The sequence below is a fragment of the Streptomyces sp. UNOB3_S3 genome (assembly GCF_020740895.1).
Classification (GTDB): Bacteria; Actinomycetota; Actinomycetes; order Streptomycetales; family Streptomycetaceae; genus Streptomyces.
The window spans coordinates 15,077-28,812 of the sequence record NZ_JAILXP010000044.1 but is presented as its reverse complement, the minus strand read 5'-3'; the positions used below and the strand labels follow the sequence as shown (position 1 = coordinate 28,812).

At 74.3% G+C, this 13,736-nt stretch carries 6 protein-coding genes; 2 read left to right on the top strand and 4 right to left on the bottom strand.

Annotated features, from left to right (window positions below; genetic code table 11):
• Both K6I33_RS07540 and K6I33_RS07535 read left to right on the top strand, forming a co-directional pair.
• Positions 1 to 1,940: SDR family NAD(P)-dependent oxidoreductase (locus tag K6I33_RS07540; RefSeq protein ID WP_229349087.1), on the top strand; the 1,940-nt coding region annotated here is incomplete at its 5' end.
• Positions 1,937 to 3,502: an MFS transporter gene (locus K6I33_RS07535; RefSeq protein ID WP_229349085.1), complete on the top strand. Its 1,566-nt coding sequence runs from the start codon at positions 1,937 to 1,939 to the stop codon at positions 3,500 to 3,502. The genes K6I33_RS07540 and K6I33_RS07535, both read left to right, overlap by 4 nt.
• A gap of 36 nt (positions 3,503 to 3,538) precedes the next feature.
• Here K6I33_RS07535 and K6I33_RS07530 read toward each other — a convergent pair whose 3' ends face one another.
• The 4 genes from K6I33_RS07530 to K6I33_RS07515 form a co-directional block, all read right to left on the bottom strand.
• Positions 3,539 to 4,756 (bottom strand): cytochrome P450, encoded by a 1,218-nt coding sequence (locus K6I33_RS07530; protein WP_229349083.1) that lies wholly within the window; start codon positions 4,754 to 4,756, stop codon positions 3,539 to 3,541.
• A 16-nt stretch (positions 4,757 to 4,772) separates the two neighbouring features.
• On the bottom strand, positions 4,773 to 6,140 hold the full coding sequence (locus tag K6I33_RS07525) for an FAD-dependent oxidoreductase (RefSeq protein WP_229349089.1): 1,368 nt from the start codon (positions 6,138 to 6,140) through the stop codon (positions 4,773 to 4,775).
• Positions 6,130 to 6,345, bottom strand: coding sequence for a ferredoxin (locus K6I33_RS07520; protein WP_229349081.1), 216 nt, complete (start codon positions 6,343 to 6,345; stop codon positions 6,130 to 6,132). The genes K6I33_RS07525 and K6I33_RS07520 overlap by 11 nt, the downstream gene beginning before the upstream one ends.
• A 132-nt stretch (positions 6,346 to 6,477) precedes the next feature.
• On the bottom strand, positions 6,478 to 13,686 hold the full coding sequence (locus tag K6I33_RS07515) for a type I polyketide synthase (RefSeq protein ID WP_229349079.1): 7,209 nt from the start codon (positions 13,684 to 13,686) through the stop codon (positions 6,478 to 6,480).
• Between the last annotated feature and the right edge of the window lie 50 nt (positions 13,687 to 13,736).

Sequence of the window (13,736 nt, the reverse complement as noted above, 5' to 3'; positions counted from 1 at the left end):
CCGAGGTCCCCGCCCCCGGCGAACACGGCCTGGGCCTGGAGTGCGCGGGCGTCGTCACCGCCGTCGGCGAGGGAACGGAAGCGAAGGCGGGGGACCGGGTCTTCGCCTGCGCGCCCGGCGCCCTGGCCTCGCACGTCGTCGTCCCCGCCGCCAGCACCGGACGGATCCCGGACCGGATGTCGTTCGCCGAGGCGGCGACCCTGCCGGTCGCCTTCTTCACCGTGCACCACTCCCTGGAGCACCTGGCCCGCCTCGGGGAAGGCGAGACGCTCCTCGTGCACGGCGCCGCCGGCGGAGTGGGCCTCGCCGCCCTCCAGTACGGCCGGCACGTCGGCGCCCGGATCATCGCCACCGCCGGCAGCCCCGCCAAGCGCGCGCTGCTGTCCCTGCTGGGCGCCGACCACGTCCTGGACTCCCGCACGCTCGCCTTCGCCGACCAGGTGCTCGAACTGACCGGGGGAGAGGGCGTCGATGTCGTCCTCAACTCCCTCGCGGGCGAGGCCATCGCCCGCAACCTCGACATCCTGCGGCCCGGCGGCCGCTGCGTCGAACTCGGCAAGCGCGACATCCACACCGGCGGCCGCCTGCCCCTGCGGGCCTTCCGCAACAACCTGTCCTTCCACGCCGTCGACGCCCTCCAGATGTTCAGCCGGCAGCCGGCCCTGTCGGCACGGCACTTCGCCGAACTCACCCGCCGCGTCCAGCAGGGGATCTACCGGCCGCTCCCACACCACCTCCACCCGGCCGACGAGGTCATGGACGCGTTCGCGCTGCTGCGCCGCTCCCACCACATCGGCAAAGTGGTCATCGGCCTCACCCCCGCGCCGCGCCTCACCGAAGTGCCCCGGCGTCTCGTCTGCGACCCAGGTGCCACCTACCTCATCACCGGGGGCCTCACCGGACTGGGCGCCGCCACCGCGGGTTTCCTCGCCGACCGGGGAGCCCGCCACCTCGCCCTCGTCTCCCGCCGTGGCCCCGCCACGCCGGGCGCCGAAGACCTGGTCGCCGACCTGGCCCGACGGGGCGCCACCGTTACGGTCCACGCCGCCGACGTGGCCGACCCGGCCGCCATGACCGCCGTCCTCGACGGCATCGCCGTCACCGGGCGACCCCTGCGGGGTGTCGTTCACTCGGCGATGGTGGTGAGGGACGCGCTGCTGGCCGAGCTGAGCGACGAGGCCGTCGAAGCGGTCCTCGCGCCGAAGCTGAGCGGCACCGTGCTCCTGGACCGCCTGACCCGCGACGCGCCCCTGGACTTCTTCGTCGTCCACTCCTCCGCCTCCGCCACCGTCGGCCTCCGCGCCCAGGCCGCCTACGCCGCGGGCAACCTCGTCCTGGAGGGGGTCGCCCGCGCGCGCCGGGCGGCCGGGCTCCCCGGACTGGCCGTCGGCTGGGGGCTCTCCGGAGAGGTCGGAATGGCGGCCGTGGACGAGGTCGTCGAGGTGCTGGACCGCATGGGGCTCGCCCCCATGACCACCAGCCAGATCCTTGCCGCCCTCGAGGACCTCCTGACCCGCCCCGAGGGCGGCCCCGGCGTCGCGCAGGTGGCCCACTTCGACTTCGGGCGCATGGCCGCGATCCTGCCGGGCCTGCGCACACCGCGGTTCGGCGGACTCCTGCCCGAGCGGCCAACCGGCGGTCAGGGCGGCGAAGCCCGCCGGCTCCTGGCCGACGGCGGCCGGGACCTCACCAAGGACGCGCTCGCCGACCTGCTCGTCACCCTCGTCGCCCGCGTCACCCAGCGCGCCCCCGAACGCGTCGACCGCACACGCGGCCTGGACGCGCTCGGCATGGACTCCCTCATGGCCACCGAACTGGTTGTCAGCCTCCAGAGCGAACTGGCCCACGAGATCCCCACCATGGAGGTCGTCAACGCCGACAGCATCGACGACCTCGCCTCCCGCGTCCTCGCCCTCCTCGGCACGACCGCCCGCCCATGACCACGCCCGGCACGTCCCCGATGGAGGCATCGCCTCCCGCACGGCGGGCCGTGCCGCTCCCGCTCGGCCGTCGCTGGGCGGCCACGCTCGTGGTCTGCCTGGGGCTGTTCCTGCTGGGCCTCGACCTGACCGTCCTCAACGTCGCGCTGCCCAGCCTGGAGGACGACCTCGAGCCCGGCGTCACCGCACTGCACTGGATCGTCGACGGATACGCGCTGGTCCTGGGCGGTACCGTGCTGACGACGGGAGCCATCACCGACCGTGTCGGCCGCAGACGCTCCTTCGTCACCGGCCTCGCGGTCTGCGGCATCGCGTCCGCCCTCGGCGCCCTCGCCCCGGCCCCCTGGCAGGTCATCGTCTCGCGCTGCGTCACAGGCGCCGGAGCCTCCTTTCTCATGCCCGCCACCCTCGCCCTGATCTGCCATCTCTTCCCCGAACCACCGCTCCGGCGCCGGGCCATCGCCGTGTGGACGGCCGTCGGCGGGGCCGGCGGCCTGACCGGCCCGGTCGTAGGCGGCTGGCTGGTCGAACAGTTCTCCTGGCGCGCCGCCTTCTGGCTCAACATCCCCCTCGCCGCCACGGCCATCGCCCTGGCCCTGTGGCTCGTGCCCGAATCCCACGGCGAACGGACCGACCCGCTCGACATACCCGGCGCGCTGCTGGCCGCCACCGGCCTGCTGGCCCTGGTCGCGGCCATCATCGAAAGCCCCCAGCTCGGCTGGGGCAGCCCGCCCGTCCTCACCGGCTACGGCCTCGCCGCCGCCCTGCTCCTCGCCTTCCTTCTGCACGAACATCGCGCCCGCCACCCGCTGCTGCCGCTCGCCCTGCTGCGCGACCCACGCGTCGGCCTGAACGCCGCCACACTCGCGCTGATGTCCTTCAGCCTCCTGGGCGCCCTGTTCGTGATGACCCTCTATCTGCAAGGCGTCCTCGGCCACACCCCCTGGCAGGCCGGACTGCACACGCTCCCCCTTCCGGCCGCGCTGGCCGCCGGTGCCGCGGTGTCCCAGCCCGTGACCGCCCGCGCCGACGAGAAGACGGCCGTGCTGCTGGGGCTGGTCCTGGTCACCTCCGCCTTCACCGTGCTGGCCACGACCGGCACCACGTCCGGCTACGGCCATCTCGTCGTCTTCCAGGCCCTGGCGGGGCTGGGCGCGGGAGTGGCACTCTCCCCGGCGACCGCGGCCGTCATGGGGGCCGTTCCCCACCACAGCTCGGGCCTGGGTTCCGCGATCAACGACGCCACCCGGCAGGTCGGGGCGGCACTGGGAGTCGCCGTCCAGGGCTCCGTCCTGGCCACCACCTACACCACCCACGCCCGGAACAACCTCATCGGCAGCGGGCTCCCGCCCCCCGTCCGCGACGCGGCCGCCGACAACATCCTCATCGCGGCGGCCACCCTGCCCCGGCTCCCCGCCGCCCAGCGGCCCGGTCTGGCCGACGCCGTCACGGACGCCTTCATCACCGGCCTGACCCGCACCGCCGCCATCGCCGGCGCGGTCGTCCTGGCCACCGCGGTGGCCGTGTCGTGGCGGTACCCCGCCCACAGGGCCGGTACCTGAGCCGGGTGCGGCACGGGCGCCGGCCACCGGGCCGGGTCAGCGCGCCTCCTGCGCGAGCGGCAGGTGGCGCGGGCCGCGCAGGACGGGGCTGCTGCGGTACTCCGGCGGATCCTCCAGCAGCCGCGGGCTCTCCAGGCGGTCGATCAGCGTGGTGAGGGCGATCTGTGTCTCCAGGCGGGCCAGGGGCGCGCCGAAGCAGTTGTGGATGCCGCTGCCGAAACCGAAGTGCACATTGTCCTCGCGGTCGGGGACGAACCGGTCGGCGTCCGCGAAGCGCAGCGGGTCACGGCTGCCGGAGGCCAGGACGAGGACCAGCGGGACGCCCTTGGGGATGGTGATGCCCGCGACCTCGACGTCGGCCAGCGGGGTGCGCTGCGGCAGGAACTGCACGGGGGGTTCGAAGCGCAGCAGCTCCTCCACGGCGCTGGGCATCAGCTCGGGCTCGGCGCGCAGCCGTTTGAGGGCCTCGGGGTTGCGGAGGAGGGTGAGCATGCCGTTGGTGATGAGGTTGACGGTGGTCTCGTGTCCGGCGATCAGGAGCAGGACGGTGGTGACCATCAGCTCCTCCTGGGTGAGCCGCCCGTCGGGGCCGCTCTCGTTGGCCAGGGCGGAGAGCATGTCGTCGGTGGGATGACGGCGTCGCTGCTCGGCGAGCCCGCCGAGGTACAGGCCCATCGCCGTCCGCGCCTCCTGCGCGGCGCGCCGGCGCGGCCCGGGGTCCTCCCCGGGAGTGAAGTCGAGTCCGGAGACGACGGTGTCCGCCCAGGTGTGGACCTGGGGGATGTCCTCGGACGGCACGCCGAGCAGGTCGCAGATGACGGTGACGGGCAGCGGGAAGGCGAAGTCCTCGACAAGGTCGAAGCGCTCCTTGCCCCGGAGTTCGTCCGCCAGTTCCCCGGCGATACGGGTGATGTCGCCGCGCAGCGCGTCGATCCGGCCGGGGGTGTGGGGCGGGCCGAAGGGCCGCATGGCCAGGCGGCGGAGGCGGTCGTGCTCGGGGTCGTCACGGCCGATGAAGGCGGGAGGCAGCCCCTCCGGCGGCAGGAGGTCCGGGTCGGGCTCGGTCCGGTTGCGCACGTCGGAGCTGACGCGCGGGTCGTGGAGCAGCGCGGCGATCTCGTGGTAGGTGCCCACCAGGTACTTGCCGTCCTCCTGCCGCGCCACCTTGTGCTCGCGGAGCTCGGCGTAAAGGGGGTAAGGGTCGTGGCGGTTGGCGTAGTCGGTGATCCGGCGGAAGAGGGTCTCGGAGGGCATGGGCGGGCTCCTGGTGTCAGCCGGCGGGCCGGATCAGGGTCAGGCGGCGGTCCGGCAGGTGCCCGGTGAGGGCGACCGTCGGACCGTGGGTGAGCACCCGGGGGTCGGGCACGTCGGAGGGGACGGGTTCGTGGTCCAGGACGTGGTCGGCGGCGCCGGGGCCGGGCGGGAACGGCGCGGCGGTCTCGATCAGCCGCTGGTAGTGCTCCAGCCACTTGGCCCGGTTGATGGTCACGGCGGCGGTGATGCGCCCGCGATAGCCGTAGACGGCGACCAGACGGCGTTCGTCCGGCGAGCCCTGGGCGAGGACCACCTGGTCGGAGAAGGTCGGCACGCCCACCGACTTGATGTTGAGGCCGAACTGGCTGGACCAGAACGTCGGCACGGCCAGATGGGGCCGGCGCAGCGGCCCCGGGTTGATCATGTTGTTGGCCGCCACCTCGGCCTGGGCGACGGCGTTGCCCCAGTGCTCCAGGGCGATCAACTGGTATTCGAAGAGCGGATGGGGGAAACGCGCCACGTCGCCCGCGACGAAGATGTCGTCCGTGACGATGCCGTACATGTTGAAGACGCGGCAGCCCGCGTCGCAGGCCACGCCGCGGGGGCCCGCCGCGAGGCCGGATTCGGCCAGCCACTCGGTATTGCGGACCGCGCCCAGGCAGACCACCGCGACATCGGCCTCGATCCGGCTGCCGTCGGAGAACTCGGCGCCCGTGAGCCGCCCGCCCGCGCTGGTGAGGGCGGTGACCGTGACGCCGCAGCGCAGGTCCACGCCGTGCGCGCGCTGGAGCTTCGTCGCCCAGTCGCCGACCGTGCCGCCCAGCGCGCCGATCAGGGGCGCCCGGCCGCGCTCGGCGACGGTCACCTCCAGACCGCGTTCCCGGCAGGCGGAGGCGACCTCCGAGCCGGTGAACCCGGCGCCGATGACCAGGACCCGGCCCGGCCCGGCGTCCAGGGCCGCGGCGAGGCGCTCCGAGTCGTCGCTGGTACGGACCGTGAAGACCCCCTCCAGGGCGGCCTCGTCGGGGTTGGGCCACGGCCGGGCGCGGGTCCCGGTGGCGATCAGCAACCGGTCGAAGGGCAGCCGCTCACCGTCGGCGAGCAGCACGCTCTTGCTGGTGGAATCGAGCCCGGTGGCGGCCACGCCGAGCTTCCACCGCGCGTCCAGCTCACGACGGCCCGGCAGCCCGCACTCCTGGGCACCCGCCTTCCCGAGCAGCACCTGCTTGGACAGCGGCGGCCGGTCGTAGGGCCGCCGCGGCTCGTCCCCGACCAGGGTCAGCTCGCCCACGAACCCCCCGTCACGCAGCGCCTCGGCCGCGCGCAGCCCGGCCAGCGAAGCCCCGACGACGACGATCCGCCCCTCCTTCAGCTCACCGGACACCGGCGTCGCCACCCGCCTGCTCACCGACCGCGATGGCCTGCACCGGGCAGGCCGCCGCGGCCCGCCGTACGTGCTCGTCCTGACCCTCCGGCACGGTGGGCACGTAGAGCAGGGCCTCCTCGCCGTGCAGCTCGAACACCTCCGGAGCGAGGAACACGCACTGGGCGTACCCCTGGCAGCGATTGAGATCGACCACGATCTGCATCCCGGACAGCTCCTCCCGGCAGGCCGAACACCTCCTACTTCCTACCCCGGCCCGGCCCGGGACGCGGGCGGTGCTGCTCCATCCGGGGGAACCGCGGCTCTTCTCAGCTCCTCAGTTCCTCAGCTCAGTTCCTCAGCTCCTCAGCGCCTCGTGCAGGTGGCCGGCCAGCTCCCGCGCGGTGGGCCGGTCGAAGATGACGGCCGGGGCGAGGGGCAGGCCCGTGCACGCGCTCAGGCGGTTGCGCAGCAGGACCCCCGTGAGGGAGTCGAAGCCCAGTTCGGGGAAGGGGCGGTCGGATGCCACGGCCGACGCGTCCGGATGGGCGAGCACCTCGGCGATCTCCTCACGGACCAGCTCCAGCAGCACGGGCCCCCGCTCGGCCTCCGGCAGCGCCCCGAGCCGATGCCGCCAGGCCATGGCCGTCGCGTCGGTGGCGGTGGCACCTGTGGTTGTGGAGTGCGCGGCCGGGCGGGCCGGGCGCCACAGATCCCGGAGGAGCGGCGGGACCCGGTCGGGGGCCGCGCCGGCGGGCGGTGGGGCGATCAGGAGTGGTGCGAGCACGGGTTCGTTCGCGGCCAGTGCGGCGTCGAACAGAGCCAGCGCGCGGGCGGGCGGCATCGGCCGCAGTACCCCGTCCGCCGCCGCTCCGCCGGGGCGGTCGGCCCGTGCGGCCGCCATTCCGTCCGGCCCGCCCCACGGCCCCCAGGCGAGGGACAACGCCGGGAGGCCGAGGGCGGATCGGTGGCGGGCGAGGGCGTCGAGAAAGGCGTTGGCGGCGGCGTAGTTGGCCTGCCCCGGGTTCCCCAGCAGGCCGGCGGCGGAGGAGAACAGTACGAAGTGCGACAACGGCAGGTTCTTGGTGGCCTCGTGGAGGGTCCAGGCAGCGTCCGCCTTCGGCCGCAGTACCGCCTCCAGTCGCTCCGGGGTGAGGGCTTCCAGGACGCCGTCGTCCAGCACACCGGCCGCGTGGACGACGGCCGTGAGGGTGGTGGCGTACGTCGCGACGACGTCCGTCAGCCGAGCGCGATCGGCGACGTCGCAGGCGAGTACGTCCACGCGCGCCCCGCTCCGCTCCAGCGCGGCCCGTAGCGCGGCCGCCCCTGCTGGGCGTGAGCCACGGCGGCTGAGAAGGACGAGATGCCGGACCTGGTGGTGGTCGGCCAAGTGCCGGGCGAGGAGCGCGCCGAGCCCTCCGGTGCCGCCGGTGATCAGCACGGTGCCGCTGCTCATGAGGTTGTGGCTGTTGGGGCGTGATTCGTCCGCAGTGAGGGCCAGGCGGGGGACGCGGATCGTACCCTCATGGAGGGCCAGTTGTGGTTCGCCGGTGGCGATGGCGGCGGGCAGCAGTGCGGCGGACGCGGGATGCTCGTCGAGGTCGATGACCGTCAGCCGGTCCGGGTACTCCGACTGCGCGGACCGCACCAGGCCCCATACCGTGGCCGCCGACACGTCACGGCAGGCTCCGCGCGTGACCACGACCAGTCGCTCACCGCGCACCGCCGGACGGGCCAGGCGCTCGCGCAGCAGACGCAGAGCGCGCGTGGCCAGGGCATGCGTGACCGCGATCGACCCGCCCGGGATGACCGTCGGTGAGCCGGCCAACGAGACGATCGTCGCGTCGGCTTCATCGACAGGGACAGGGGTGTCGGGGAAGAGGGCGCCCAGCCCCAGGTCGTCGGGTGCCGCCACGACCGGCGTCAGCCCGCCCCCGTCGGCCGGAAGGCCGATCCAGTGGGGGCGGTACAGCGCCCCTTCCCCCTCACCGTCCGGCGGGGACGGCGGCAGCGGGCGCGTGGTCAAGGACTCCACCCGGGCCACCGGTGCGCCCACCGGGTCGGTGAGGCGCGCGGTGAGCGTGTCCGTTTCCGTGGTGCGGATATGGACGCGCAGTGCCGTGGCACCGCCCGCGTGAACGGCCGTACCGCGCCAGGCGAAGGGGACATGGGCGGGCCCGGGCTCTGGCACGGCGGCGAGCAATGGGGCGTGCAGTGCCGCGTCCAGGAGCGCGGGGTGGATGCCGTAGCGGCGTGCTTCGGAGTGCAGCGCCCGGGGCAGCCGCACCTCGGCGAACAACTCTTCCGACAGATCTTCCGACGAGCGACTCCGCCACAGGGCCGTGACGCCCCGGAAGGCCGCCCCGTAGGCGTGTCCTGCGGCGGCCAGCCGCTCGTAGGCGCCGGTGAGATCCACGGGAGTGGCCCCTGGCGGCGGCCAGGTCTCGCCACGTTCATCCAGGTCGCGTATTCCCGTGACGGGCCCGAGCCGTCCCGTCGCGTGGTGGGTCCAGGGGCCGAGCGCGCCCGACGCGTGGGGGCGGGCGTGGACGTCCACCACGCGGCGGCCGTCGGGGTCCGGTTCGTCGAGTACGACCTGGAGCTGAATCCGGCTGTCCGTGTCGGGCAGGTCCAGCGGGGCGAGGAGGACGAAGTCCTCCAGCACGCCGAGCCCGCAGGCGGCACCGGCGTGCAGGGCCATTTCGGTGAACACCGTCGCGGGCACGAGCGCGCGTCCGGCGACGGCGTGGTCGCGCAGCCACGGCTGGGCCGTACCGGAGAGCCGACCGGTGCACAGCAGGCGTCGCGTTCCGGCCAGCGTGACGGTCTCGGTGAGCAACGGATGGCCGTGATCGTCCCCGTGGGGTGTCGTCCGTGGGGCGGCGTTCTCGGGCAGCCAGTAGCGCTGCCGCCGGAACGGGTACGTGGGCAGATCGACGCGCCGGGCGCCGCTGCCCTCGTACACCCGGTGCCAGTCGACCGTGACGCCCTCCACGTGCAGTCGTGCGACGGCGGACAGGAGCGTGACGGGTTCCGGGGCTCCGGGTCGCATGGTGGCGGTGAACACCGGCTCCCTCACGGGCGGACGGTCGCTCTCCGCCGCCCACGTGGCCATTGCCGCCGCGGTGAGGGGCGCGCCGGGACCGAGTTCCGCGAGGACGGTGGCGTGTTCGTCGTGCGCGATCCGGCGCACCGTGTCGGCGAAGCGTACGGTCTCGCGGGCGTGGCGCACCCAGTAGGCGGCCGAGCGCAGGTCGTCCCCTTCGGCCATGCGCCCGGTCAGTGCCGACAGCACCGGGATGCGGGGCTCGTGGTAGGTGAGGTGCGAGGCGAGCTGTCCGAAGGCGGTGAGCGCGGGTTCCATCAGCGGGGAGTGGAAGGCGTGGGCGACACGCAGCCGTGTGGCACGTCGCCCGCGAGCGGTGAAGCGGTCCGCGACGGCGAGCACTGCCGCATCCGCGCCGGAGACGACGACCGAGCGCGGGGCGTTCACCGCGGCGACGGCCACGCGGTCCGCCGCCCCGGTCAGTTCGGTGAGTTCGGCGAGGACTTCGTCCTCGGAGGCTTCCAGGGCCACCATGGCACCGCCCGCCGGAAGCCGCTGCATGAGCCGTCCGCGCGCGGCCACGAGGGCCACGGCGTCGTGCTCCGTCAGGACGCCCGCCACATGGGCCGCGACCAGCTCCCCCAAGGAGTGCCCGGCCAGGACGTCGGCGCGTACACCCCAGGACTCCAGCAGCCGGAACAGGGCCGTCTCGAAGGCGAACAGTCCCGCTTGGGCGACGTCCGTCCGGTCGAGGACCGCTCGGGCCTCCGAGGTGCCCTCCTCCGCCCACAGCACGTCCCGGAGCGGCGGCAGTTTCTGGTCGGCTGTGAACGCCTCGTCGAAACGCTCGCAGAGCGAGTCGAAGGAGGCGGCGAAGACGGGGAACGCGTCGTGCAAGGCGCGGCCCATGCCCGGGTGTTGCGTCCCCTGGCCGGGAAAGAGCACGGCGAGCCGCGCCGAGGGCGCGGCGGTCGCCTGGACGACGCCCGCGCGGACGACGCCCGCCGCCAGGCCGTCCAGCGCGCCGAGCAGCGCGGTACGGTCGCCGGCCGGTACGGCGGCGCGGTGGGGGAGCGCGGCGCGGGTGGTGGCCAGGGAGAAGCCGACGTCCAGCGGGGACGGCCCGGGATCCCGCCGCAGCAGGCCGGCGATCCGCCGGCTCTGGGCGCGGACCGCGTCGGCGTCCGCGCCCGACAGCAGCAGGGCGGGCACGAACTTCTGTGCCTCCGGGACGGTCTCCTCCGGGACGGATCCCTCCGGTACGGCCTCCTCCAGGATGACGTGGGCGTTCGTCCCGCCGATGCCGAACGCGGACACCCCGGCACGCCGGGGACGGCCCGGCACCGGCAGCCAAGGGCGGTCTTCCGACAGCGGCAGCACTCGCTCCGAGGACCAGTCCACGTGAGGGGAGCGCTGTGCGAAGTGCAGGATGCGCGGCAGTGTCCCGTGGCGCATGGCCATGACGGTCTTGATGACCCCGCCGACGCCCGCCGCGGCCTGCGTGTGCCCGATGACGGACTTGAGCGCGCCCAGCCACAGCGGCCGCTCCCGGGGGCGTTCGCGCCCATGGACGGCCAGCAGCGCCCGGGCCTCCACGGGGTCGCCCAGCGCGGTGCCCGTCCCGTGCGTCTCGACGGTGTCGATGTCGGCCGGTGACAGGCCCGCGTCGGCCAGTGCCCGGAGGACGACCTGCTGCTGGGCAGGGCCGCTGGGGGCGGTGAGCCCGTTGGAGGCGCCGTCGGACGCGACGGCCGAACCGCGCAGGACGGCCAGGACAGGGTGACCGTTGCGCCGGGCGTCGGACAGCCGCTCCAGCAGGACCAGGCCCACCCCCTCCGACCAGCCGGTGCCATCGGCGGCCGCGGAGAACGGCTTGCACCGGCCGTCCGGCGCCAGTCCGCGCAGCCTGCTGAAGGCCACGAACGGCGCGGGCGTGGCCATCACGGTCGCCCCTCCGGCGACGGCCAGCGCGCACTCGCCCGAACGCAGCGCCCGGGCCGCCCAGTGCAGCGCCACCAGCGACGACGAACAGGCGGTGTCCACGGTCACGGCGGGCCCGCGCAGCCCCAGCTGATAGGCGATGCGCCCCGACGCCACGCTGCCCGCCGACCCCAGCGCGAGATGCGCCTCCAGCTCGTGAGGCCCTCGGTGGAGGAGGCGGCCCCCGTAGTCGTCGTGCATCACACCGACGAACACGCCCGTGTCACTGCCGCGCACGGCGGCCGGGTCGATGCCCGCCCGCTCCAGCAGCTCCCAGGAGACCTCCAGCAACAGCCGCTGCTGCGGGTCGGTGGCCAGGGACGCCCTGGGCGACATGCCGAAGAGGGCCGCGTCGAAGTCCGCCGCGCCGCGCAGGAATCCTCCCCGGCGGGTGACGGACGTACCGAGCCGGTCCGGGTCGGGGTCGAAGATCCCGTCCAGGTCCCAGCCGCGGTCGGACGGGAAGCCGGACGTCGCGTCGGTGCCGTCCGCCACCAGCCGCCACAGGTCCTCCGGGGAGGTGACGTCGCGCGTGGCTCCGGGGTAGCGGCACGCCATCGCGACGATGGCTATTGGGTCAGCCTGATGATGCGTCACCATGGTGCCGGTCACGGACTCGGTCACGGGCTCGGTCACGGGCTCGGATTCGGGCTCGCCGAGGAGTGCGGTGTACAGGCTTCGCGCGACGGCGGCGGGCGTCGGGTGGTCGAACACCAGCGTCGCGGGCAACGTCAGGCCGGTCGCCGTGCCGAGCCGGTCGCGCAGCCGTACGCCCCCGAGGGAGTCGAGCGCGAGGGCGGTGAAGGGCAGATCCGGCGCCACTTCTCCGGGTGTGCCGGGTGTGCCGGGTGTGCCGGGTGTGCCGGGTATGTCGGCGGTCCCGGCCAGGGCGTCCAGGACCAGCCGCAGCAGCGCCTCGTACCGCGCGGACGCGGGCAGCGGCCGCAGGCGCGCGAGGAGCGCGGTGGTGGCGGTCGCGCGTACGTCGGGCGTCTGCTCGGCCAATCTCCGTTCCAGCAGCCGCCGTTCGATCTTGCCGGAGGAGGTGCTGGGCAGCGCGGAGCTCTCGTGGATCTCGACGGGCACCTTGAACGCCGACAGCTGTTCGCGGCACGCGCGGCGGACGGCCTCGTGGTCCACCCCTTGCGGGCCGGGGACCACGAACGCCACGGGCACCTGCCCCAGGACGTCGTGCGGCCCGCCGACGACCGCCGCGTCGGCCACACCGGGACAGCGCAGCAGTACGTTCTCGACCTCGACGGGGTTGACGTTCTCGCCGCCGCTGATGATGAGTTCCTTGACCCGGCCGGTGACGAGCAGACCGCCGTGCGGGGTACGGCGGCCGAGGTCCCCCGTGCGGTACCAGCCGTCGCCCAGGGCTCGGGCGGTCTCGTCCGGGCGGTTGTGATAGCCGAGCATCAGATGCGGGCCGCGGACGCGGATCTCCCCTTCATCTCCGCCGGTGACGTCCTCGCCGGTGGTCGGGTCGGTCAGCCGTACTTCGACGCCGGGCAGCGGTACCGGCGACGTCGGCGGCCTCGGCATGTCGGGCGGGGCGGCGGCCGCGAGCGGGACGATCGCGATCTTCCCGCACGTCTCGGTACTGCCGTAGCCGTCGAGCAGCGGTGCGCCCAGGCGTTCCTCGACCTCCGCGCGCAGCTCCTCGGGGCAGGGCGCGCCCCCGGTCACGCACAGGCGCAGGCCGGGCAGCGGTGGTCGGGGCGTCCGGCGCGTCTCGTCCATCAGCAGCCGGTATGTGGCCGGCACACCGGCGAGGAGGGTGAACGGGCGTCCGGCCGGGGCGTGCGCAGGGCTCGCGCCGCGGTCGAGGAGGTAGGCGCTCGCCCCCACCGACACCACACCCAGCAGACACAGCGAATGGGCGTAGGCGTGGGTCATCGGCAACGGCCACAGTAGACGGTCCCGCGGCCCCAGCCCCCACAGCGGAACGTATCCCGCCGCCACTGACCACAACGCGGCACGCTGGCTGGACACCACGCCTTTGGCCCGCCCGGTCGTGCCCGAGGTGTAGTGGATCCAGGCGGGTTCGTCGAGGCCGAGGTCGTCGCGGGGCGGGATCCCGGGGTCGTCCGTCGCGAGGTCCTCGAACGCGAGCGCGGCCGGCCCGCCGCCCACGGTCACCGTACGGAGAGCCTGGCCGGCGTGCCCGATGTACCCGGTGAGCGCGGGTGACGCGGCGTCCGTGACGGCGAGCACGGGGTCGCAGTCCTGGAGCCGGTGGGCCGTTTCGGCGTCGGTCGCGCCGGGGTCCAGCAGCACGCCCACCGCCCCCGCGCGGACGACGGCGAGGCAACTCTCCACCAGTTCCACCCGGTTGCCCAGGTGGATCGCCACCCGGTCGCCGCGTCGTACGCCCAGCCGCTGGAGATGGCCCGCCAGCCGGGCGGTGCGCCGCTCCAACTCCCGGTAGGTCACGCTCCGCCGCGCGTCCTCGTAGGCGGTGTTGCCGCCCCGGCGTGTGGCGTGCTCCTCCAGCGTGATGGGCAGCGCGCGGAGTAAATCGCTGTGGATCCTTGCCATGGCTCCCCCTCCGGACCGCGGCTCCGGCGCACTCGCTCTGTGGCGGACCA

Coding starts and splice junctions, on each gene's coding strand:
- K6I33_RS07530 (WP_229349083.1), bottom strand. CDS start 4,756: ATGCCCTCCGAGACCCTCTTCCGCCGGATCACCGACTACGCCAACCGC.
- K6I33_RS07515 (WP_229349079.1), bottom strand. CDS start 13,686: ATGGCAAGGATCCACAGCGATTTACTCCGCGCGCTGCCCATCACGCTG.
- K6I33_RS07520 (WP_229349081.1), bottom strand. CDS start 6,345: ATGCAGATCGTGGTCGATCTCAATCGCTGCCAGGGGTACGCCCAGTGC.
- K6I33_RS07535 (WP_229349085.1), top strand. CDS start 1,937: ATGACCACGCCCGGCACGTCCCCGATGGAGGCATCGCCTCCCGCACGG.